Annotated in this window: 21 protein-coding genes; 9 read left to right on the forward strand and 12 right to left on the reverse strand. The window is 63.1% G+C overall.

Features of this window, described 5'->3' with window-relative positions; genetic code table 11:
- Positions 1 to 90: 90 nt before the first annotated feature.
- The 3 genes from V6657_RS05650 to V6657_RS05660 form a co-directional block, all read right to left on the reverse strand.
- On the reverse strand, positions 91 to 783 hold the full coding sequence (locus V6657_RS05650; protein WP_048932780.1) for a glutathione binding-like protein: 693 nt from the start codon (positions 781 to 783) through the stop codon (positions 91 to 93).
- 162 nt (positions 784 to 945) lie between these two features.
- Positions 946 to 2,205, reverse strand: coding sequence for an acyl-CoA dehydrogenase family protein (locus V6657_RS05655; RefSeq protein ID WP_048932779.1), 1,260 nt, complete (start codon positions 2,203 to 2,205; stop codon positions 946 to 948).
- Between the two features lie 56 nt (positions 2,206 to 2,261).
- Positions 2,262 to 2,726: a PaaI family thioesterase gene (locus V6657_RS05660; protein WP_048932778.1), complete on the reverse strand. Its 465-nt coding sequence runs from the start codon at positions 2,724 to 2,726 to the stop codon at positions 2,262 to 2,264.
- A 92-nt stretch (positions 2,727 to 2,818) separates the two neighbouring features.
- Between V6657_RS05660 and V6657_RS05665 the strand changes: the two genes are divergently transcribed.
- On the forward strand, positions 2,819 to 3,763 hold the full coding sequence (locus tag V6657_RS05665; RefSeq protein ID WP_048932890.1) for a LysR family transcriptional regulator: 945 nt from the start codon (positions 2,819 to 2,821) through the stop codon (positions 3,761 to 3,763).
- A gap of 133 nt (positions 3,764 to 3,896) precedes the next feature.
- Positions 3,897 to 4,934, forward strand: coding sequence for a transporter (locus V6657_RS05670; protein WP_048932777.1), 1,038 nt, complete (start codon positions 3,897 to 3,899; stop codon positions 4,932 to 4,934).
- A gap of 16 nt (positions 4,935 to 4,950) precedes the next feature.
- On the opposite strand, the gene V6657_RS05675 is transcribed toward V6657_RS05670, so the two are convergent.
- Complete coding sequence (locus V6657_RS05675; RefSeq protein ID WP_048932776.1) at positions 4,951 to 5,910, reverse strand: LysR family transcriptional regulator; 960 nt, start codon at positions 5,908 to 5,910, stop codon at positions 4,951 to 4,953.
- A 119-nt stretch (positions 5,911 to 6,029) separates the two neighbouring features.
- On the opposite strand from V6657_RS05675, the gene V6657_RS05680 reads away from it, so the two are divergent.
- Positions 6,030 to 6,734 (forward strand): SDR family oxidoreductase, encoded by a 705-nt coding sequence (locus V6657_RS05680; RefSeq protein WP_048932775.1) that lies wholly within the window; start codon positions 6,030 to 6,032, stop codon positions 6,732 to 6,734.
- A complete protein-coding gene (locus V6657_RS05685; protein WP_048932774.1) occupies positions 6,731 to 7,141 on the forward strand; it encodes a glyoxalase in 411 nt (136 codons plus the stop codon). Before V6657_RS05680 ends, V6657_RS05685 begins: the two co-directional genes overlap by 4 nt.
- A 9-nt stretch (positions 7,142 to 7,150) precedes the next feature.
- Here V6657_RS05685 and V6657_RS05690 read toward each other — a convergent pair whose 3' ends face one another.
- The 4 genes from V6657_RS05690 to V6657_RS05705 are packed head-to-tail and all read right to left on the reverse strand — an operon-like array spanning position 7,151 to position 11,333.
- Positions 7,151 to 8,239, reverse strand: coding sequence for a phosphotransferase (locus tag V6657_RS05690; RefSeq protein WP_048932773.1), 1,089 nt, complete (start codon positions 8,237 to 8,239; stop codon positions 7,151 to 7,153).
- A 33-nt stretch (positions 8,240 to 8,272) separates the two neighbouring features.
- On the reverse strand, positions 8,273 to 9,004 hold the full coding sequence (locus V6657_RS05695) for a histidine phosphatase family protein (RefSeq protein WP_048932772.1): 732 nt from the start codon (positions 9,002 to 9,004) through the stop codon (positions 8,273 to 8,275).
- Positions 9,005 to 9,014: 10 nt separating this feature from the next.
- A complete protein-coding gene (locus tag V6657_RS05700) occupies positions 9,015 to 9,794 on the reverse strand; it encodes an enoyl-CoA hydratase (RefSeq protein WP_048932771.1) in 780 nt (259 codons plus the stop codon).
- A 30-nt stretch (positions 9,795 to 9,824) separates the two neighbouring features.
- The gene (locus V6657_RS05705; protein ID WP_048932770.1) at positions 9,825 to 11,333 is read right to left on the reverse strand and encodes a 3-hydroxyacyl-CoA dehydrogenase; all 1,509 of its coding nucleotides are present in this window, start codon (positions 11,331 to 11,333) and stop codon (positions 9,825 to 9,827) included.
- Between the two features lie 122 nt (positions 11,334 to 11,455).
- On the opposite strand from V6657_RS05705, the gene V6657_RS05710 reads away from it, so the two are divergent.
- The 3 genes from V6657_RS05710 (at position 11,456) to V6657_RS05720 (ending at position 14,246) form a co-directional block, all read left to right on the forward strand.
- A complete protein-coding gene (locus V6657_RS05710) occupies positions 11,456 to 12,112 on the forward strand; it encodes a glutathione S-transferase (protein ID WP_048932769.1) in 657 nt (218 codons plus the stop codon).
- Positions 12,113 to 12,523: 411 nt separating this feature from the next.
- The gene (locus V6657_RS05715) at positions 12,524 to 12,802 is read left to right on the forward strand and encodes a hypothetical protein (protein WP_053166337.1); all 279 of its coding nucleotides are present in this window, start codon (positions 12,524 to 12,526) and stop codon (positions 12,800 to 12,802) included.
- A gap of 541 nt (positions 12,803 to 13,343) precedes the next feature.
- A complete protein-coding gene (locus tag V6657_RS05720; protein ID WP_048932768.1) occupies positions 13,344 to 14,246 on the forward strand; it encodes a DMT family transporter in 903 nt (300 codons plus the stop codon).
- Positions 14,247 to 14,254: 8 nt separating this feature from the next.
- Here V6657_RS05720 and V6657_RS05725 read toward each other — a convergent pair whose 3' ends face one another.
- A complete protein-coding gene (locus V6657_RS05725) occupies positions 14,255 to 15,439 on the reverse strand; it encodes a pyridoxal phosphate-dependent aminotransferase (protein ID WP_048932767.1) in 1,185 nt (394 codons plus the stop codon).
- A 12-nt stretch (positions 15,440 to 15,451) separates the two neighbouring features.
- The gene (locus V6657_RS05730; protein WP_048932766.1) at positions 15,452 to 15,955 is read right to left on the reverse strand and encodes a putative toxin-antitoxin system toxin component, PIN family; all 504 of its coding nucleotides are present in this window, start codon (positions 15,953 to 15,955) and stop codon (positions 15,452 to 15,454) included.
- A 37-nt stretch (positions 15,956 to 15,992) separates the two neighbouring features.
- Here V6657_RS05730 and yaaA point away from each other — a divergent pair, with 37 nt between their 5' ends.
- Positions 15,993 to 16,766: a peroxide stress protein YaaA gene (gene yaaA / locus V6657_RS05735; protein ID WP_048932889.1), complete on the forward strand. Its 774-nt coding sequence runs from the start codon at positions 15,993 to 15,995 to the stop codon at positions 16,764 to 16,766.
- 14 nt (positions 16,767 to 16,780) lie between these two features.
- Positions 16,781 to 17,926, forward strand: coding sequence for a M14-type cytosolic carboxypeptidase (locus V6657_RS05740; RefSeq protein WP_048932765.1), 1,146 nt, complete (start codon positions 16,781 to 16,783; stop codon positions 17,924 to 17,926).
- A 62-nt stretch (positions 17,927 to 17,988) separates the two neighbouring features.
- Here the strand turns inward: V6657_RS05740 and V6657_RS05745 are convergent, their stop codons facing one another.
- Positions 17,989 to 18,828: a hypothetical protein gene (locus V6657_RS05745; protein ID WP_048932764.1), complete on the reverse strand. Its 840-nt coding sequence runs from the start codon at positions 18,826 to 18,828 to the stop codon at positions 17,989 to 17,991.
- Between the two features lie 148 nt (positions 18,829 to 18,976).
- A complete protein-coding gene (locus V6657_RS05750) occupies positions 18,977 to 20,563 on the reverse strand; it encodes an ABC transporter substrate-binding protein (protein WP_048932763.1) in 1,587 nt (528 codons plus the stop codon).
- Between the last annotated feature and the right edge of the window lie 49 nt (positions 20,564 to 20,612).

A 20,612-nucleotide genomic window follows, 5' to 3' on the forward strand; every position in this document is an offset into this window, starting at 1 on the left:
CGTGCCTGATGGCTGCATTGATAGCGCCCAAAAGAAAAGGCCGCGCCAGATCACATCGCGCGGCCTATTTCCTGAAGCAAAGACGGGCAATCAGCGGCGTTGATATTGCGTTGCGCCGAAGAGGATCTCCTTTGCCTTGTCGTCTTGCAGCGCTGGGCGCTCCTTGGCCAACACCTTGACCGCGCGCTGCACGGCGGGGCGTTCTTCAATGGCTTCAAACCAGCGCTGCAGCTTGGGGTAATCCGACAGCTCGATCCCCTGGTTCTTCCAGCTGCGCAGCCACGGCCACGTGGCGATGTCGGCGATGGAGTAGTCCGCGCCGCCCAGGTACTTTGATTCGGACAGGCGCTTGTCGATCACGCCATACAGGCGCTTGGCCTCGTTGCTGTAGCGGTTGATCGCGTACTCGATCTTCTCGGGTGCGTAGATGCGGAAGTGGTGTGCCTGGCCGAGCATCGGGCCGACGCCGCCCATCTGGAACATCAGCCATTGCAGCACGTCGTACTTACCGCGCACGTCTTCGGGGATGAACTTGCCGGTCTTGCCGGCGAGGTACAGCAGGATCGCGCCCGATTCGAACAGCGAGATCGGTTTGCCGTCTGGGCCGTCCTGATCGACGATGGCGGGAATCTTGTTGTTCGGGCTGATCTTCAGGAAGTCGGGCTTGAACTGGTCGCCGGCGCCGATGTTGATGCCGTGAACGCGATAAGGCAGCTCGCATTCCTCCAGCATGATGTGCACTTTGTGCCCGTTGGGCGTGGCCCAGCTATAGACGTCGATCATCGAGTTGGCTCCTGGGAGGGAAGAGACGTACGAGCCTTCAGCAAGCCCGCAAAGTGTTCCATTCCAGCACAGAACGGAAAAACGCGCAGACGGTGGGCACGGGCAAAAAAAATCCCCGCTCAAGGCGGGGTTAAGGAGTGAACGGTACAGCCGTGCGGCAGATCAGGAGCCGCGCGTGACCGGCATGTCGACAACGTCTTTCAGGTGCAGGTGCTTGGCCAGCTCCAGCTTGGCGATGGCGGCGCGGTGCACTTCATCCGGACCATCGGCCAGACGCAGCGTGCGCTGGTGCGCGTAGGCCGACGCCAGCGGGAAGTCGCCCGACACGCCGCCGCCGCCGTGCGCCTGGATCGCCCAGTCGACGATCTGGCAGGCGATGTTCGGGGCCACGACCTTGATCATCGCAATCTCGGCCTTGGCGACCTTGTTGCCGACGGTGTCCATCATGTATGCGGCCTTCAGCGTCAGCAGGCGGGCCTGTTCGATCATGCAGCGTGCTTCGGCAATGCGCTCGTGCCACACGCTGTGCTGTGCGATGGCCTTGCCGAACGCCACGCGCGACGACAGGCGCTTGCACATCAGTTCCAGCGCGCGTTCAGCCACGCCGATGCTGCGCATGCAGTGGTGGATACGGCCCGGGCCCAGGCGGCCCTGTGCGATCTCAAAGCCGCGGCCTTCACCCAGCAGGATGTTGCCTACTGGCACGCGCACGTTCTTCAGGTCGACTTCCATGTGGCCGTGCGGCGCATCGTCGTAGCCGAACACGGTCAGCGGTCGCATGACGGTGATGCCCGGCGCATCGGCGGGCACCACGATCATCGATTGCTGCTCGTGGCGGCCAGCGTCCGGGTTGGTCTTGCCCATGACGATGTAGACGGCACAGCGCGGGTCGCCGGCACCCGACGACCACCACTTGCGGCCGTTGATGACGTACTCGTCGCCCTGGCGCTCGATGCGGCATTCGATGTTGGTGGCGTCCGACGAGGCCACGGCCGGCTCGGTCATCAGGAAGGCCGAGCGGATCTCGCCGCGCAGCAGCGGCTCCAGCCAGCGGTCTTTCAGTTCTTCAGACGCGTAGCGCTCCAGCGTTTCCATGTTGCCGGTGTCCGGCGCAGAGCAGTTGAACACTTCCGGCGCCCAGGGCACGCGGCCCATGATCTCGCACAGCGGGGCGTATTCCAGGTTCGACAGGCCTTCCGGCGCGCGCGGCGAGCGGGGCAGGAACAGGTTCCACAGCCCGGCCTTGCGAGCCAGCGGCTTGAGCTCTTCGATCACCTTGGTCGGAATCCAGGCATTGCCCGCGCGGCGGTTGGCTTCGATCTCTTCGTAGAAGCGCTGCTCGTTCGGGTAGATGTGCTGGTCGAAGAAGGCGAGCAGGCGTTCCTGCATCTCCTTGACCTTGGGCGTGTAATCGAAATTCATGGTGTCTCCTCAGTACATCGAACAAGCGTCTCGAACGCGCAATCCATCCAGTCAGCTCAGGCGGGCGTGGTGATGCGGCCGCCAAGCACGGCAAACACGGCGCTCGCACGTGCGATCAGCCGGTCGCCACGATGAAACAGGGCCTGCGCAAAGGCCAGCTTGCTGCCGGTGCGCAACCCCTCTGGGGTGATCTCGATCCAGTCGCCTTCACCCGCTGAGGCGATGAAATCCACAGTGAGGCTGGCGGTGGACATGGCCAGCACACCTTCGTTGCTATTGCCGCTGGCAGGATCGGCCAGGCAGTAGCCGAGTGCCGCATCGGCCAGCGATGCAACCACGCCGCCATGCAGGATGCCGCGCCGGTTCAGGTGGTGGTGCCGCACATGAAAGCCCATCACCATCGACGCCCCCATGCCTCGCGCGTACACCGGCCCCAGCATCGTCAGGAAGGGGCTCGGCTTGTTCAGCAGGTCGAAGCCGGCGGGCACAGTCGGCGCGGTCAGGTCGGTGGCTGTGGTCATGGCACGTAGCCTCACTCACATCAATGCACGCAGCTTAAGCCTTCACATACAATAAGAAAAATGAATTTCGTAGATTGCCATTCATCAAAACCATGCATATATCGCGGGTCGACCTCAACCTGTTCGTCGTTTTCGACGCCATCTATACGGAGGGTGGGATTACGGCGGCAGCGCGCACGCTCAACCTGACGCAACCGGCGGTCAGCCATGCGCTGGGGCGGTTGCGCGAGCTGTTTGACGACCCGCTGTTCGAGCGGCGTGGGCAGGGCATGGTGCCGACGCCGCTGGCCCGGACCCTGATTGCCGAGGTGCGGACATCGCTGCAGGGCTTCGAGCGCACCTTGCGTGAGGGCACGCGCTTTGATCCGGCCACGAGTGAACGCCGCTTCACCATATCGATGCGCGATGCCTTGGAGGCGACGCTGCTGCCGCCCCTGATGGCGGCGATTGCCAAGGAAGCGCCGCGCATCGACGTGACCACGGTGCGGGGCGACCGCCGCCAGCTGGAAGCCGAGCTGCTGGCCGGCACCATCGACGCAGTGGCGGACATTCTGCTGCCGGCGTCCGCGGCCATTCGCCATGCGCCGATCCTGTCAGACCCGATGGTGGTGCTGGCGCGCCCCGGCCACCCGATTACGCAGGCGCCGCTCACGCTGGACCGCTACCTGGCCTGCGAGCATGTGCAAGTGTCGTCACGGCGGCGCGGGGCGGGGCTGGAAGACGTGGAGTTGCGCCGGCTAGGGCGCGAGCGCCGGGTGCGTCTGCGCTGCCAGCACTATCCGGCGGCGTGCCGCGTCGTCAGCTGCACCGATTGGCTCGTCACGCTACCAATACGCTACGCGCGCATCGCCAACGAGCCGTACGGCAACGTCATGCTGCCGCTGCCGTTCAACGTGCCGGCGCTGGAGCTGTACCTCTACTGGCACGCCAACAGCGACCAGGATGCCGCCGGCCGCTGGCTGCGCGATCACATCTTCGCGGCGATGGCCGAGGTGGCGTTGGACGATGCCGTTGCCGCCTTTGCCGACGGACGTTGACGAACCCGAAGCCGAACGCAATCATCGGGGCTGCGCAGCGCAAATGGCTTTGCCATGCCGGTTGATGACAGATTGATGGCATTCGGCTGTCGAGCGGCTGCGCTTCCTGGCAAACCGTCTTCCCTCGTGATGTATGACTGCGACAGCGTCCGCGATCAGTTTTCAATCCGACAACACCGGTCTTATCTGCGGCTTTCGCTTCGAGCCAGGCCGGCCCGGCGTTGCCCTGGATTCTTCGCAGATCGGCGACGCGCTGGAGCGTGCCGGACACGACAACACGGAGTGCGCCGATGACGCGTTCATCTGGCTGCACTTCAACCTGTCGCGTGCGGGGTGCATGCGTTGGCTACAAAGCCATCTTGATTTGCCGCAACCGTTTCTCGAGATGCTGGGCGAGGAGGCGCACTCCACGCGCATCGAGCAGCAGGATGGGGCGCTGGTGGCCGTCTTCAACGACGTGATCTTCGATTTCGAGCGCACGCCCACGCAGGTTGCAACGCAGTGGGTGTATGCGCATCGGCGCCTGCTGGTGACCTTGCGCCGCAAGCCGCTGCATTCGGTCGACAGGCTGCGCGAATGCGTGCGCAACGGCGAGACGTTTCGCTCGCCGGCCAACCTGCTGGGCCACCTGATGTGCGATCAGGCGGACCTGATGACGCAGATCGTGCGCACCACCGGTATCGACATCGACCGCATCGAAGACCGTTTTCTCGCTTCAAAAATCACTTCAGGGCGGCAGGAGCTTGCCGGCACTCGCCGGGTGCTGGTGCGCCTGCAGCGCATGCTGGCGCCTGAGCCGGGTTCGGTGTTCCGCCTGCTCTCCCGTCCGCCGGTGTGGCTCCATCCGGAAGATGTGCAGCAGTTGCGTGAGTCGACCGAAGAGTTCTCCGTCGTGCTGCGTGACATGAGCGGGTTGATCGAACGCATCAAGCTGCTGCAGGAAGAGGTGATCGCGCGCTTGGACGAACAGAACAACCGCACGCTGTTCACGCTGACGCTCGTGACCGTGCTCGCGCTGCCGATCAACATCGTGGCGGGCCTGTTCGGCATGAACGTCGGTGGTGTACCGCTGGCCGAGAACCACCACGGTTTCTGGATGATGGTGGGGCTGGTCGCAGGATTTACTGCGCTGATCGCGTGGTGGGTGGTTCGTCGCCGCAACAACCAGTAACGCGCAGGCCGAGTGATCACCGCTTAGCAGCGATGACCTTGGGCGATGTCGCTGCAGCCTTGGCTGATGGGAACGGATAGCGTGCGCTGAACTCCGCAAAGCGCTCGGCGAGGAACTCCGCGCAGGCCGTCAGCCGTGCCGGGCGATGGCGGCGCGCGAGGCTCACGAGTTGCAGCGGTGTAGGCGCGTGGCTCCATGCGGGCAGCGCAACCTCCAATCGCCCGGCGTACACGTCCTGCGCGACATCCAACCATGACTTGAAAGCCAGCCCGCGCCCGGCGACGGCCCAGTCGCGCACGACGGCGCCGTCATCGCACTGGAAATCGCCGCGTACGTCCAGCGGGGCGGGGCCGCTAGAGTGTGTGAGCTGCCAACGCGTAACGGGCTCGCCGTTGCGTAGCAGGATCAGGCAGCGGTGGTCGGCCAGATCGCTCGGGTGCGCAGGGCGGCCGTGTTGCTTGAAATACGACGGCGCCCCCACGATCACGCGCGGATGCGATGCCAGCGGCCGCCGCACCAGTGCGGAATCCTGCAGATGCCCGTAGCGCAGTGCGAAATCGAGGTCTTCGCGCATCAGGTCGGCCAGCCGGTCGCCCAGCACCAGGGTGACGCGCACGCCGGGGTGCACGTCGCAGAAGGCATCCAGCCACGGGCGCAGGATGTGCCGCCCCAGGTCTGACGTGGCGGCAATGCGGATGGTGCCCGCCAGTTCAGTGCGGTCCTGGCCGAGGCTTTCTGCGCCTTCATCCAATGCTTCCAGCGCCTGCCTTGCATACCCTAGATAACGCTGGCCGGCTTCGGTGGGCCGCATGCTGCGCGTCGTGCGCTCGAACAGGCGGGCGCCCAGTTCGGTTTCCACGCGCTTGAGTGCAGCGCTGGCGGTGGCGGGCAGCCAGCCGAGCTGCCGGGCAGCGGCAGAGAGGTTGCCGGCGTCAGCAATGCGCACCAGCAGGCGGAGGTCGTCGAGGGCGATCATTGTCAAAGCGTGTTTGGAGAATCATCAAAGCATAGACGGATTATCTTGTGTTTGTTTGATGGAAGAATCACCGCCATCGATTGACGGTTTTTTTTCTTTCTTCTCAAAGGAGCATTGGCATGACTTCGACGACCTTGCAGGACCAAGCGGTGGTGGTGTTGGGCGGTACGGCGGGCATTGGGCAGGCAGTCGCACGTGCGGCGGCGGCCGCTGGCGCTCGCGTGACGGTGCTGGGCCGCTCGGCCAAGACAGACGGCGGCATCCATGGGATTGCTGTCGACGCGAATGACACCGCTTCGCTGGGCAGTGCGCTAGTGCAGGCTGCGGCCGGTGGCAAGATCGATCATCTTGTCATCACCATCGGCTCGCGCACGAGCCCGCCGCCGTTTGCCTCGCTGCAACGCGCCGATCTGGAGCAGGGCTTCGGCACCAAGCTGTTTGCCGCGCTGATGGCGGTGCAGGCTGCGCTGCCCTATCTGGCAGAGCGCGCGTCGATCACGCTCACGTCTGGGCTGCTCTCGCGCAAGCCGACGGCGAGCGGGCTGCTGCGCGCGTCCATCAACGCAGCGGTGGAAGCGGCGGCCAAGAACCTTGCGAAGGAATTGGCGCCGCGCCGCGTCAACGTGGTCAGCCCCGGTGTAGTGGATACGGAAGTGTGGGGCGCGCCGGCGGATCGCGAGGCCATGCTCGCGCGCATCGGCGCCGGGTTGCCGGTCGGCCGTGTCGGCACGCCGGACGACCTCGCCCAGGGCTATCTGCTGGCCATGACCAACGGCTTCATGACCGGCGCCATCATCGACATTGAAGGAGGCGGTTTGCTATGAGTTCAGACAGCGATTGGACATTCGACCATGTGAACTTTCACGTGGCAGGTGACGCGCCCATCCTCAAGTTCTTCGCCGATGTGCTCGGCTGGAAACCGGGGCCGCGTCCGGCGTTTCCGTTTCCTGGCACATGGCTGTACCAGAACGGCGATGCGCTGGTGCATCTGGTGGACAAGGAGGGCCGGGAGGACGACAGCCCGGAGCTGGTGTTTTCGCACGTCGCCTTTCGCACGAGGAGGGATGCGGCCGATGTGTTGGCCGCCGTGCGCGAAAGCGGGATGCCGCACCAGGTGCGCAAGCACCCCGATCGGCCGGCAGCGCAGATCTTCGTGCAGTTGGCTGGGGTGGTGCTTGAGCTGGAGGCGCCGCTGTCCGGTCCGTTGGAAGCGGCGCGCGAGTACGAGTGAATCGCTGAATCAGGCGCCGGCCTGCTGGGCGTATTTCCAGCCCAGCTCGGCCATCGGGCGGGCGCGCTTGCCCGCTTCTAGCGCCTGCGCCGAAGACGCCGTGCCGTCCACCACGCGCTTCATGATCCCCTGCAGGATGCCGGCAATGCGGAACATGTTGTAGGCGAGGTAGAAGTTCCAGTCGCCGGTGATGCGGCGGCCGGTGCGTTCTTCGTATTGGCGGATGTACTCGGCTTCCGTCGGGATGCCCAAGGCGGCAAAGTCCAATCCGGCCACGCCGCGGAACTGCCCCGGCTCGATGTGCCAACTCATGCAGTGGTAGCTGAAGTCGGCCAGCGGATGCCCCAGCGTCGACAGTTCCCAATCGAGGATGGCCAGTACGCGAGGTTCCGTCGGGTGGAAGATCAGGTTGTCGAGCCGGTAGTCGCCGTGGACGATGCTGGTGATTTCTTCTGCCTCTTGCGGCACGTGCTTGGGCAGCCATTCGATCAGGTTGTCCATTGCCGGAATCGACTCGGTTTCCGACAGCTTGTACTGCTTGCTCCAGCGCTCGATCTGGCGCGCGAAATAGTTGCCGGGTTTGCCGTAGTCGGCGAGCCCAATCGCGGCGTAGTCCACCGTGTGCAGCGCGGAGATGACGCGGTTCATCTCGTTGTAGATGGCAGTGCGTTCGGCAGGTGCCATGCCGGGCAGCGCCTGGTCCCACAGCACGCGGCCCTGCACGAATTCCATGATGTAGAAGGCGCGGCCGATCACGGCTTCGTCTTCGCACAGCGCGTACATTTTGGCGACCGGCACGTCGGTTTTGGCGAGCGCGTCCATCACGCGGTACTCGCGCTCGATGGCATGCGCGGACGGCAGCAGCTTCGCCTTCGGGCCGGGCTTGGCGCGCATCACATACGTACGCGACGGCGTGATCAGCTTGAAGGTCGGGTTCGACTGGCCGCCCTTGAACTGCTCCACGGTGAGCGGGCCAGCAAAGCCCGTCACGTGTTCGCGCATCCACGCCTCCAGCGCGCCGATGTCGAACTTCTGCTGGTCTGCCACCGGCCGCGTGCCTTCGAAGGCCGAGAAATCCTGCTGCTCCGTTTGTGCCATGGGGGTGTCTCCGAATCTTGTTCTTTGATGGGTTCAGGCGGGATTGCGATAGCGAAGGTATTGCTGCAGCAAGACCTCCATCGTCGTCAGCCGCGAGCCAAAGTGCACAGGCGAGGGCGGCGAGAAGTTGCTCATGCGCAGCACCCAGTCGCTTGGGCTCTCACCCACATCGAGTGCATTGATGCAGCCAGCCGTCTGCGCGAGGTTGCCAAAGAACACGCGCTCACCACCGGTGATGGCGTGCGAGAGGATCGCGCGGTTGGTGCCGCCATGCAGCACCAGCAGCACGGTGTCCCAATCGGGCAGGGCGCGCAGATGCGTGAGCGCCGGGATCACGCGGTTGAGAAATTCGCCGATGCTCTCGCCGTTCAGGAAGCGGCGTTCCTCCGGTACGGTGCCTTCGAATACGCCGATGAACGCTTGCGCTAGTTCGTGCTCGGGAATCTCTCCCAGCTTGCCGCCACGGATTTCCTGCAGCTCGGGCCATTGCTCAAGCGTGACGCCGCGCGCCTGCATCGCGGGCATTTCCGCCAGCACGCGCTGTGCGGTTTCCACCGTGCGTGGCAAGCCGCTGACGATCACGCGATCGAACAGGATGTTCTCTGCCGCAAAGGTGCGCCCAGCAGCAGTCGCTTGCTTGCGGCCCTCTTCATTGAGCGGCACGGTGTCGGGCTCGATCGGGCGGCCGGTCTCGTCAAAGTACGTGACGGCGCCATGGCGCATCAGATAGATGCGCCGACGGTTGGATGTTGGGAACGGAATCATGCTCAGCGGCTCAGCGGTATTGCGGTTTGCGTTTCTGCAGGAAGGCAGAGATGCCTTCGTTGCCATCGGCATGGTGCAGTGCTTCGACAAAGCTGTGCTGTTCGGCTTTGAGGTGATCGTGCAGTGAAGCGTCTTCCGCGTTGGCGATCAGGCCCTTGATGCGGCCGACCGCATGTGGTGATTGCGCCGCGAGTTTCTCTGCCAGCAGCAGCGCATGGTCCAGTGCCTCGCCGGGTTTGACGACTTCGTTGATGAGGCCGAAGTGCGCGAGTCGTTCTGCGCCCACAGGCTTGCCGAGCATGATGATCTCGCTCGCCAGCGGACGCGGTAGGAAGCGCGCGATGTGCCACGAGCCGCCGCCGTCCGGCGTAAGCGCGACGTTCACATACGCCATCACGAACTTCGCATCCGATGCGGCAATCGCAAAGTCGCACGCCAGCACCAGCGAGAAGCCTGCGCCCGCCGCCGGGCCTTCCACTGCCGCAATCACCGGCTTGGGGAAGGTGCGGATCGTTTCAATCCAATGGTTGAGCGCGTCGATGCCTTCTTCCTGCACGCTCTTGGGTTTGCTGCGGTTTTCCAGCAGGCGATTCAGGTTGCCACCCGCGCAGAACGCGTTGCCTGCGCCGGTGAAGATGACGGCGCGGATCTCGTTGTCGTTGGCGGCGCGATCCAGGGCCTCCATCGACGCGGTGTACATCACCGGGTCCAGTGCGTTGCGTGCGTCGGGGTTGGACAGAACAAGCACTAGCGTTGAGCCGATGCGTTGGGAGAGCAGTTGCGCGGTCATGGCAATGGCCTCGTGTCGGGAGGGTAGGGGTTAGGCGTCCGGCGTCAACAACGACATGCCCAAACGGGCACGGCGCAGCAGCCACGGGCTCGGGCGATAACGCGGGTCGCCATAGAGCACGTACAGGTTCTGCAGCACTTCAAGGATGGCGCCCGTGCCCAGCGTGTCGCCCAGCGCCAGCGGCCCTTGCGGATAGCCCAGGCCCAGCGTGACAGCGAGATCAATGTCGGTGGGCGTGGCGATGCGCTGCTGGGCGATATCGCACGCAATGTTGACGATGCACGCGACGATGCGCTGCGCGACAAAGCCACCCGAATCGCGGATCACCGTCACGGGCACGCCGTCGGAGGCGAGCAGACCATGTGCGGCGTCGCGGTAGGCGTGGTCGGTGGCGGGCGTGGTCATCAGCGTACGGCGCTTGGTGGCCGCAAACGGATAGAGCGTGTCGAGCGCCACGGTGCGGCGCGCATCCAGCCCTTCGGCAGTCACACACGCAGTGGCATCCAGCCCACGCGGCGTGACGATGATGAGCGCATCGGCAGACGGTTTGGCGCCCGCTTCCGGCGTGATGCCCAGATCGAGCATCAGGCGCTGTGCCGCAGCATGGCCTGCTTCATGCGCGCGGCTGATCCATACGGACGACGGGCGCGTGGTGGGCACCGGCGCTTCGGCCGGCACCTGCTTCTGCCCCTCGGGGTAGCGATAGAAGCCTTCGCCCGTCTTACGGCCCAGGATACCGCCGGCAAAGCGCACCGCTGTGATCTGCGAGGGGCGATAGCGCGGCTCCTCATAGAACTGGCGGTAGACCGATTCCATCACCGGGTGCGAGACGTCCAGCCCGGTCAGGTCCATCAGCTCGAACGGGCCCATCCGGAAGCCTGCCTGCTCGCGCATGATGGCGTCGATGTCGGCATAGGCGGCCACGCTTTCCTGCGCCACGCGCAGGCCTTCGGTGTTCATGCCACGCCCGGCGTGGTTGACGATGAAGCCCGGCATGTCGATGCAGCGCACGGGCGTATGGCCCATGCGCTTGGCCAGTGCGGCCAAGGCATCGCCAGTAGCGGGCGCGCTGCGCAGGCCGTCGATCACCTCGACCACCTTCATCAGCGGCACGGGGTTGAAGAAGTGGAAGCCGGCCACGCGCTCGGGGTGCTTGCAGGCCGTGGCAATGGCCGTGATCGACAGCGACGACGTGTTCGACGCCAGGATCGCGTCGGCGCGGACGATGTCTTCGAGCTGGCGGAAGAGGTCGCGCTTGACCTCCAGTTTCTCGACGATGGCTTCAACGACGAGATCGCAGTCGGCCAAATCGGTCAGGGCGCCGGCAGGGATCAGGCGCGCCACGGTGGCGTCGGCTTCCTCCGCCGTGAGCTTGCCCTTGGCAGCCAGCTTGGCCAGCGTGTCGGCCAGTGCTGTACACGCCGCTTCCACGGCGGGCGGGTTGGCGTCGAACAGCTTGACGCCCAGGCCGGCCTGGGCCGCGATCTGCGCAATGCCGCGCCCCATGGCGCCGGTCCCTACAATCCCGATAGTCTGCATATGAAATTCGCTTCGATCGAAAGAAGTCTGGCTAAAATAGCACGAGCGTGCGATTTTAGGCATCCACGCCAACCATAATGGGCGCTTCCATCACACAGCGCCACCCAAGGAGAGAGTGCTTCATGCTGACGCTATACGGTTTTGCCGCGAGCAACTACTACAACAAGGTCAAGCTCGCGCTACTGGAGAAGGGCCTTCCGTTTGAAGAGTCGCTGCGCTGGCCCGACCAGACCGACGGTGAGATCTCGCCACTGCACAAGGTGCCCTATCTGAAGGATGGCGATCGCGGCATGTGCGAATCGCAGGTCATCGTCGACTATCTGGAGGCGCGCTACCCGGAGCATCCGCTGGTTCCGGCTGATCCGTTCCAGGCGGCCAAGGTGCGCGAGGTCGTGACCTTCCTGGAGCTGCACCTGGAGTTGGTGGCGCGTCAGCTGTTTCCCGAAGCGTTTTTCGGCGGCAAGATCAGCGACAACCTGAAAGCGAAAACGCGCGAGCAGTTGCAGAAGAACATCCCGGCGGCGGCCAAGCTGTTCAAGTTCGCGCCGTACGTGGCGGGTGACACGTTCACGATTGCGGACTGCGCTGCCATCGTGCACTTCCCGCTGGTCAGCCAGGCCACCAAGATCATCTACGGGGAAGACCTGCTGGCACAGGTCGAGGGCATCAAGCCCTATCTTGCTGCGATGGCCGAGAACCCGAACGTGCAGAAGGTGCGCGCAGACAGCAAGGCGAATCTGGAGCAGATGCTGGCGCATTACGCCAGTAAGCGGGCGTAGCGTCAGGCGCTGTCCATGCTGTTGCAGTGCGCACTGTCAGGGCGGCGCGGACTTTAGATTCGTCCTATGGACCCGCAGTGCGTCAACACGCCATGATGACATTCTCGAATGCGGAGCGAGGGCGTTGTGTCCTAGCAAAGCCGCTGTTCAATGCTTATCTGGGAGTGAGCGCGTCATGCAGCGTCAGCGTTTGGAGATTGAGCTAACGACGGAACAGAGCAATGCGATCCGAAAAGCGGTCGCGCAAATCCCCTATTGTCCTGGCGGAAGCGAGCCATACATTCGTGACGTTAGGTCGAGGCTGAGCCAGTGTCTACCACAATCGATCCTTGAGTTGCTTGAGGCTCAGCGGGCATCCAAGGCACCTAATCCATACGTCGTGATTTACAACCTCCCCACGGATGATAAGTGATGGGGAGTCCTTTCCCGCATGAAAGCGGAAAGCCCTTTAAGCGTGGTGTCCTCAGTGAGAATCAGCTTGTTGGTCTAGCGGCGCTGACTGGGGAGCCCTATTCCATTGTCTTTGAGGGTCAGGAGCTTGTTGTTAATCTTGTCCCACAGAAGGACAGCAAGCGTGAGCTCCATTGGCGTGGTTCAGAAGTTGAACTCGATTTCCATACCGAGAATGCTGCGCTTCGCTTCATGGCGCCGGAGGACTATTCGCCTGCAGGGTTGCATTGCTTGGTGTGAGACATGATGTTGCGGCGCCTCGTACACGTGTTTCTGATTCAAGAGCGGCACTAGCGTTGTTGGACAAGGAGGATGTCGCCACCCTCTATGGGAATCATTTCATTATTCAGCTCCCCTATCGATGGAGAGGGCTCTTCTTTGGTGACCGGGAGCATACGGACGCTTGTGCTTTGCTGTATGGCCCACGTGCACTACCTCGGGTCAATGCTGCGCTCTACCGAGGCATGATGGTCCCTACTAATACTCGTGCCGAGATAGCGCTTAGAAATTTCCATGAAGCAATTCGAACTGTGGCCCATGCCGTCGACATTACACCGGGCACGTTCATATATGTCGATAATCGATTTGCCTTGCACTCGCGCGATGCCTTTTCCGCAACCTTTGATGAGAACGGCAGGGCGAACAGATGGGTTCAGCGTGTTTATGTGGCCTCCTCTTTGTGGAATTTCAGAGCGTTTGCGTGCAGGGGAAATCGGATCTTTGATCCAACGTCAATAGCCAGTGACGTTCCTTCGTTCGATGGTCACGAGGCGTGCGCGGCATGACTGCACAGTTGCAGGTACCCATTGCGCGGGAAACGCCCTACCGGGGAGCGAGAGCGACGGCCTATGTTTTGATGGCAATGGTTTTGTTTGCCACATACGATGCGTTGTCAAAACACTTAACGGCCAGCTACCCAGTGAGCGAGTTGTTGTGGATCCGCTATCTGACCCACACAACATTTATGCTTGTGGTGTTTGGTCCGTTTATGCGGTCTCGGCTGCTGAAGACGCGTCAGCCTGTTGCTCAGGTGCTCAGGGCGTTGCTCTTGGTGGCGGTGACGTTCTTGTTCATGACCGGATTACAGTATGTTGCGCTGGCAGAAGCGACCGCCATCAATTTTCTGGCGCCACTGGTGGTGACAGCGTTATCAGCGCCATTACTGAAGGAGCGCGTGAGCGCCTATTCCTGGTTCGCAGTCCTTTGCGGCTTTGTTGGTGTGCTGCTGATTGTGCGGCCGAGCGCCAATGTGAACGCGGGGGCATTGTTCCCACTGGCCTCGGCGATCTGCTACGGCCTATACCAGATCATGACCCGCAGATTCGTGGGGGCTGAGCATCCCGTGACCACCCACTTTATTCTTGGCTTGGTGGGGTTGATTGCAACCAGCTTTACATGGCAACAGAGCTGGGCGTTTCCGGCGTGGTCGGATTTGCCGCTTGTGCTGGGGCTTGGCCTCACCACTGGCACGGGGCACTTTCTTTTGATTCGGGCGTTCGAGCACATCAGCCCAGTTGCGGCCGCACCATTTACCTATACGCACCTGATCTGGGCCGTACTGCTGGGCTATCTCGTGTTTCATGAGATACCTAGCTGGTTTTCAATACTCGGTATTTTGGTGATTGCAATGAGTGGCCTATTCAACGTCTATGCCAAGCGGCGGCAGACCCTCATTGCAAACTGAGTGAGAGGCTATATCTTCGCCAAACGCTCCAACGCAAGTTGGAGCGTTTCGTCTTTCTTGGCGAAGCAAAAGCGCACCACGCCCGATTCGTGCGGCTGAGAGTAGAACGCCGACACGGGGATCGCCGCCACGCCGATCTCGCTCGTCAGCCACTTGGCGAATTCGGCCTCAGGCAGGTCGGAGATGGCGCTGTAATCCACACACTGGAAGTACGTGCCCTGGCAGGGCAGCAGCTTGAAGCGCGTCTTCGCAAGCCCCGCGCGGAACAGGTCGCGTTTGTGCTGATAGAACGCCGGCAACTCCAGATACGGTCGCAGATCGGCCATATAGTTCGCGAGGCCGTGCTGCACTGGTGTGTTGACGGTGAACACGTTGAACTGGTGCACCTTGCGGAACTCCGCCATGAGTGCGGCCGGCGCAGCCACGTAGCCGACCTTCCAGCCCGTCACGTGATACGTCTTACCGAAGCTCGACACCACAAAGGCGCGCCGCGCCAGCTCGGGAATGCGCGCGACCGACGCATGCGGCACGCCGTCGTACACCATGTGCTCGTACACCTCGTCGGAGAGCAGCAGCACGTTCGTCGGCTCGAGGATCTCGGCCAGCTTTTGCATGTCGTCCGCATGCCAGACGGTGCCCGTCGGGTTGTGCGGCGTGTTGAGCATGATCAGGCGCGTGCGCGGCGTGATGGCCGCAGCCAGCGTGTCGAACGGGATGCGGAAGTCCGGCGCGTTCAGCGTGATCGGCACGACCTTGCCGCCGGCCAGCTCGATCGACGGGATGTAGCTGTCGTACGTCGGCTCGAAGACGATCACTTCGTCGCCCGGATGCACGCAGCACAACACCGTGGTCAACAGTGCTTGCGTGGCGCCGGCGGTGATGGTGATTTCGCGATCGGCGTCGTACGTGTGGCCGTAGAGCGTGGCGACTTTCGCGGCGATGGCGTGGCGCAGTGCGGGTACACCGGTCATCGGCGGGTACTGGTTCAGGCCGGCGCGCATGGCATCGGATACCGCATCGACGATGCGCGGGTCGCAATCGAAATCTGGGAAGCCCTGGCCCAGGTTGACGGCCTGCTTTTCCACGGCCAGCGCCGACATCACGGTGAAGATGGTGGTGCCAACGTTGGGCAGCCGCGAGGGCGGCGGAGCGATGGGCGCGAGCGAATCAGCGGACAGGGCAGCAGTGGTCATGATGAAACGGCTTCAGGCTTGAATGGTGGAAGTGCTCTCCAATTGGACCAGCGCGACGAACTGCTTGGGCGGCAGCACCGCCACGTCGCAATACTTGGCCATGCGGCGCTTGAGCTTGAGCACAGCCTTGTCCTTGGAGACGAGATAGGCAACGTTGGCGGCATCGGCCAGCGCGAGGAATTTCTGGTCGTCGCGGTCTTTGCAGCGCGGGACGAAGGTTTCGCCCTGCGCGCGGGCCGCTTCTTCCGGATCCGCCACCGAGCGGGTCACGCGGTCGACCCAGGCCAGCGCCGCTTGCGCATCGACGGCGTAGTGCGCGAACTGCGGATAGTCCAGCACGCGGCGCAGTTCTTCGCGGCACGCGGGGCTGATGATGGCATCCAGCCGGCCAGCTTCCAGCGCGGCGCGAATGGGGCGCGCACCGGCGTCGTCAAAGATGAGGATGTCGACCCAGATGTTGGAGTCCAGCACCACGCGTGGCGCTGGGGTTTGGGCCGGGGCAGCAGCGTCCGCCATTCGATACAATTCCAGACTTGTGAACCGCGATTCTGACATGATCATCGTCCTCTCGCCGGCCAAGTCGCTCGACTACGACACCCCGCCGCGCATCAAGACCCACACGCTGCCCGATTTCATCGCGCGCTCCGCAGAACTCATCGACGTGCTTCGCAAGCTGTCGCCAGCCCAGATCGGCACGCTGATGAAGATTTCCGACCCGTTGGCGGTGCTCAATGCCACCCGCTACGGGGATTGGTCCACCGAATTCACCGCCGAGAACAGCAAGCAGGCCGCGCTGGCCTTCGATGGCGATGTCTATGGCGGGCTCGATGCCAATTCGCTGTCGGCGGACGATCTGCAGTTCGCGCAACAGCATCTGCGGATTCTGTCGGGCCTGTACGGCGTGCTGCGCCCGCTCGACTGGATGCAGCCGTATCGCCTGGAAATGGGTACGCGCCTGGCCAATCCGCACGGCAAAGACCTCTACAGCTTCTGGGGCGATGATGTGACGTTGGCGCTCAACAAGCTCTTCAAGCAGGACGATGACCCCGTGCTCGTCAACCTCGCGTCGGAAGAGTATTTCAAGGTAGTGCGGCCCAAGGTGCTCAAGGCGCGCATCGTCACGCCCATCTTCGAGGATTGGAAGAATGGGCAATACAAGATCATTTCGTTCTATGCCAAGCGTGCGCGCGGGCTGATGGCGCGTTACGCGATCGAGCACCGCATCACCGATCCTCGCAAGCTCAAAGTGTTCGATGTCGACGGCTATGCGTTTGACGCGGCCGATTCCGATGACGAGCGCTGGGTCTTCCGCCGCAAGCTCACCTGATGACAGGAGCCGACATGACTGCCAACCAACCGCATATTTCCAGCACGTTCGACAGCGGCGCCATCGAGGTCGTCGATGCCACGCGCGCGGATGCCATCCGCCTGCGCATCCGACGTGATTCGCACGCCGACTTCACGCAGTGGTTCCACTTCCGCCTGCAGGGCGTGCAAGGCCAGGCGTGCAAGCTGGCGCTGGAAAACGCCGGCGAATGCACGTACCCCGCCGGCTGGAAGGACTATCAGGCCGTCGCCTCATACGACCGCGAGCACTGGTTCCGTGTGCCGACGCGCTACGACGGCAAGACGATGACCATCGAAGTCACGCCCGAGCACGACAGCATCTGGTTTGCGTATTTCGAGCCCTACTCGGACGAGCGCCACCTGTCGCTGGTGGCCGCAGCGCAGACCAAGCCCGGTGTGCGCACGCAGCGCCTCGGCAGCACGGTGCAGGGGCGCGACATGACCAGCATCACCGTCGGTGAGCCGGGCCCCGGAAAAAAGAACGTGTGGATCATCGCGCGCCAGCATCCGGGCGAGACGATGGCCGAGTGGTTCGTCGAAGGGCTGCTTGCGCGCCTGACGCGTCAAGGTGTTTGGGGCGGTGATCCGATTGGCCGTGTGCTCGCCGAGCGCGCCGTCTTCCATATCGTGCCGAACATGAACCCGGATGGCTCGTCGCTTGGCAACCTGCGCACCAACGCCGCCGGTGCCAACCTGAATCGCGAATGGATGGAGCCCGACGCGCAGCGCAGCCCCGAAGTGCTGTGCGTGCGCCAGGCCATCGAGCAGACCGGCGTCGATCTGTTCTTCGACATTCACGGCGATGAGGCGTTGCCCCATGTGTTCGTGGCAGGCAGTGAGATGCTGCCGGGCTTTACCGATGCGCAGCGTGCCGATCAGGACCGCTTTGTGGCGGCCTTCCTGCGTGCATCACCGGATTTCCAGACGCAATACGGCTACGAAGCCAGCAAGTACAACGAAGACGCGCTCAAGCTCGCCTCGAAATACATCGGGCACACATATGGTTGCCTGTCGCTGACGCTGGAAATGCCGTTCAAGGACAACGCTGATCTGCCCGATGCCCGCGTGGGCTGGGATGGGGCCCGTAGCGCTGCACTGGGTGCGGCGATGCTGCAGGCGATCCTGGAGTATCTCGGCTGAACGATCGCGCCGAGGTCACCAATGCAAAACGCGCCGCCAGGATTCTGGCGGCGCGTTTGTTTTTACTGGCCGGAGGTCGACTTCTTCGTCGTCTTTTTGGCCGTCGACTTGGCGGTGGTTTTGCCAGTCGAGGTGGACTTGGTCTTGGCCGTGCCGCTGCTCTTCGCAGACTTGGCTGTGGACTTCGTCGCGGCCTTGCCCTTGGCGGTGCTCTTGCCGTGTACAGCCGAGGTGGTTGCGCAGCGATGGCCGCGGCGGCAGTGCGTGCGCGCCGTCGACGATGACGGCGCAGCAGCAGGGGCGGCGAACGGCTGGCCGTTGGCGTCGAGCAGTTCGTACGCCAGCATCATCCCTTCGTCATAGCCGCAGCGCACGCGCACCGGCTCCCACTGGTCATTGCCCGTGCCGCGCTTGTGCACAGCGGCATTGAAGCTGACGACGCTCGATACCTTGACCGCGCCTTGCTTGCTCGACGAGAAGCGCGAGTCCCATGGCTCGACCTTGGCCTGGTCATTGGACAGCGCGCCAGTCGGCAGGCGGAACTGATCGAAGTTGGTCGAGCGCGGAATGATCCAGCTCGCATGCGCAGCGCAGTCGGCCACGTCGGGGCGGGCACCTTCGGATTGGATCAGGCGGTCACGGGTCTGCGCGCGGTACTCCGACAGGCTCATCTTGTCCTTGGCCGGCAGGTTGACCGTGGTGGTTCCGCTGGCATCGGTCGAGCCGAAGACGATCGGTGGCGTGGTTGGTACGGGCTGCGTGGCCGGCTTGGCCTGTGCGGCTGAAGTACTCGGCGTGGCGTTGGTGGCCTGGGCCGACGCGTTGGTCGGTTCAGTCTGCAAGTTGGAGCAGGCGGCCAGCAAAGCGACGACGCCGAGACAGAGTAGTTTGGGTCGCAACATCACGAGTGTTACAGGGTGTCGGCGTGGAAAATCGCCATGATAGAGGAAAGCTAAGGCCGAAAGTTCCTGTAGCTTTCCCCAATGCGGCACATCAAGCGATTTTGCTGTAACAGCGCGTTACGGCACGGTGTTGGTTACCAAGTGATCATCATTGCTTGGTGAACAACCATGCGAGCGACCACTCATCAGTGCGCGCCTCGTATTTGATGCCCTTGCGCATGGCCCATGTAGCGAGCTGATGGTGCGACGGAATGATCGCGTAGTCAGTCTGCGCAAAGCGTGCAGCGGTCTTGGCGGCCTGCTCGTGGGCCTGTTCGCTCGATACCGTCGAGAGCGACGTCTGCACAAGCTTGTCCAGTTCCGGATTGCTGTAGCGGCCCCAGTTCCAGCTGCCGTAGCCGGTTTGTGCGTTGGGCGTGCCGAGAATGCTGCGCAGCGCCACATCTGCCGCCACCGAGCCCCAGCCCAGCATCATGAACGAGAACTCGCCCTGGCGTGCACGCGTGAAATACGCCGCCACAGGCAGCGTTTCCACCTTGGTCTGAATGCCGACGCGCGTGAGCAGTTGCGCGGTGGTTTGCGCAACCTGCGCGTCGTTCAGGTAGCGATTGTTAGTGGCGTGCAGCGTGAGCCCGAAACCGTTCGGATAACCTGCCTCGGCCAGCAATTTCTTCGCGCGCTCCGCGTCATACGGAATCGGCTTGCCGCCCGGGTGCCCAAAGATCTGGGGGGACACGATGTTCGATGCCACCACGCCCTGGCCCTCCAGCACGCGCGAGACGATCGCATCGCGGTTGATGGCGAGTGCCACGGCTTCACGCACGCGGTGGTCCTTGAACGGATTCTTCGCGAGCGGCTTGCCGGCCTTGTCCGTAACAAACGGCGATACGTCACGGCTCTGGTCCATCTGCCAGAAGATCGTGCGCCACGACACCTGCTGCTCGAGGTGGAACTTGGCGTTCTGCTTGATGCGCGGCACATCCGCTGCGGGCACGGCTTCCACCACATCCACGTCACCAGAGAGCAGGGCGGCCGTACGCGCGGCGTTGTCGGTGATGATCTTGAAGGTGACCTTGTCCCACTGCGGCACACGGCCCCAGTAGTTCGGGTTCTTCTTCAGCACGATCTCCTGCCCGCGCGTGAAGTGGTCGAACAGGAACGGGCCCGTGCCGATCATGGCGCGGCCGGCATCGAAATCTGCCTGTGAAGCCTCTGCGACCTTCTTGGGGATGATCGGCAGGCTGTTCAGGTCATTCGGGATGCTGGCGTAGTTCGGAATCGACACCTTCAACCGCACCGTGAGCGGATCGACGATCTGCACCTCGGTGATCGACTTGGTGTAGCTCGTGAACGGGCCCGGGCTATTGGTCAGGCGTGCCGGGCGCTCAATGGAGGCTTTCACGTCTTCACCGGTGAAGGGCGTGCCGTCGCTCCATTTCACGTTCGGGCGCAGCTTGATCTCCCACGTGTTGGGGTCGACAGCCTTCCACGAGGTGGCCAGGCCTGGCGTGTAGCGGCCGTTCTTGTCGAGGAAGACCAGCGACTCGAAGACGTGCAGAGCCATGGCGTTGTTGGGGCCGGCGTTGTTCCACTGCGGGTCCATCGACGTGACGTCGGCGGACAGACCGATGCGCAGGTCGTCGGCATGCGCGGCGAACGGCGCCGCGGCAGCGCTGGCTAGCGCACATGCGGCGATGTTGCGGATCAGGGCGCGAAGGAAGGGGCGATATGCCATCGGGGGCTCCTTGGTTTCGGCGGTGAGGCGGGGCAGTGATGCGGGTGGT

This window comes from Ralstonia sp. RRA (assembly GCF_037023145.1).
Taxonomy (GTDB): Bacteria; Pseudomonadota; Gammaproteobacteria; order Burkholderiales; family Burkholderiaceae; genus Ralstonia.

What these genes read in the sequence shown, in the direction of transcription:
- yaaA (WP_048932889.1), top strand. Translation starts at nt 15,993, where the DNA reads ATGATCATCGTCCTCTCGCCGGCCAAGTCGCTCGACTACGACACCCCG.
- V6657_RS05665 (WP_048932890.1), top strand. Translation starts at nt 2,819, where the DNA reads ATGCATATATCGCGGGTCGACCTCAACCTGTTCGTCGTTTTCGACGCC.
- V6657_RS05705 (WP_048932770.1), bottom strand. Translation starts at nt 11,333, where the DNA reads ATGCAGACTATCGGGATTGTAGGGACCGGCGCCATGGGGCGCGGCATT.
- V6657_RS05750 (WP_048932763.1), bottom strand. Translation starts at nt 20,563, where the DNA reads ATGGCATATCGCCCCTTCCTTCGCGCCCTGATCCGCAACATCGCCGCA.
- V6657_RS05685 (WP_048932774.1), top strand. Translation starts at nt 6,731, where the DNA reads ATGAGTTCAGACAGCGATTGGACATTCGACCATGTGAACTTTCACGTG.
- V6657_RS05745 (WP_048932764.1), bottom strand. Translation starts at nt 18,828, where the DNA reads ATGTTGCGACCCAAACTACTCTGTCTCGGCGTCGTCGCTTTGCTGGCC.
- V6657_RS05710 (WP_048932769.1), top strand. Translation starts at nt 11,456, where the DNA reads ATGCTGACGCTATACGGTTTTGCCGCGAGCAACTACTACAACAAGGTC.
- V6657_RS05650 (WP_048932780.1), bottom strand. Translation starts at nt 783, where the DNA reads ATGATCGACGTCTATAGCTGGGCCACGCCCAACGGGCACAAAGTGCAC.
- V6657_RS05725 (WP_048932767.1), bottom strand. Translation starts at nt 15,439, where the DNA reads ATGACCACTGCTGCCCTGTCCGCTGATTCGCTCGCGCCCATCGCTCCG.
- V6657_RS05675 (WP_048932776.1), bottom strand. Translation starts at nt 5,910, where the DNA reads ATGATCGCCCTCGACGACCTCCGCCTGCTGGTGCGCATTGCTGACGCC.
- V6657_RS05680 (WP_048932775.1), top strand. Translation starts at nt 6,030, where the DNA reads ATGACTTCGACGACCTTGCAGGACCAAGCGGTGGTGGTGTTGGGCGGT.
- V6657_RS05690 (WP_048932773.1), bottom strand. Translation starts at nt 8,239, where the DNA reads ATGGCACAAACGGAGCAGCAGGATTTCTCGGCCTTCGAAGGCACGCGG.
- V6657_RS05655 (WP_048932779.1), bottom strand. Translation starts at nt 2,205, where the DNA reads ATGAATTTCGATTACACGCCCAAGGTCAAGGAGATGCAGGAACGCCTG.
- V6657_RS05660 (WP_048932778.1), bottom strand. Translation starts at nt 2,726, where the DNA reads ATGACCACAGCCACCGACCTGACCGCGCCGACTGTGCCCGCCGGCTTC.
- V6657_RS05700 (WP_048932771.1), bottom strand. Translation starts at nt 9,794, where the DNA reads ATGACCGCGCAACTGCTCTCCCAACGCATCGGCTCAACGCTAGTGCTT.
- V6657_RS05715 (WP_053166337.1), top strand. Translation starts at nt 12,524, where the DNA reads ATGGGGAGTCCTTTCCCGCATGAAAGCGGAAAGCCCTTTAAGCGTGGT.
- V6657_RS05695 (WP_048932772.1), bottom strand. Translation starts at nt 9,004, where the DNA reads ATGATTCCGTTCCCAACATCCAACCGTCGGCGCATCTATCTGATGCGC.
- V6657_RS05670 (WP_048932777.1), top strand. Translation starts at nt 3,897, where the DNA reads ATGACTGCGACAGCGTCCGCGATCAGTTTTCAATCCGACAACACCGGT.
- V6657_RS05730 (WP_048932766.1), bottom strand. Translation starts at nt 15,955, where the DNA reads ATGGCGGACGCTGCTGCCCCGGCCCAAACCCCAGCGCCACGCGTGGTG.
- V6657_RS05740 (WP_048932765.1), top strand. Translation starts at nt 16,781, where the DNA reads ATGACTGCCAACCAACCGCATATTTCCAGCACGTTCGACAGCGGCGCC.
- V6657_RS05720 (WP_048932768.1), top strand. Translation starts at nt 13,344, where the DNA reads ATGACTGCACAGTTGCAGGTACCCATTGCGCGGGAAACGCCCTACCGG.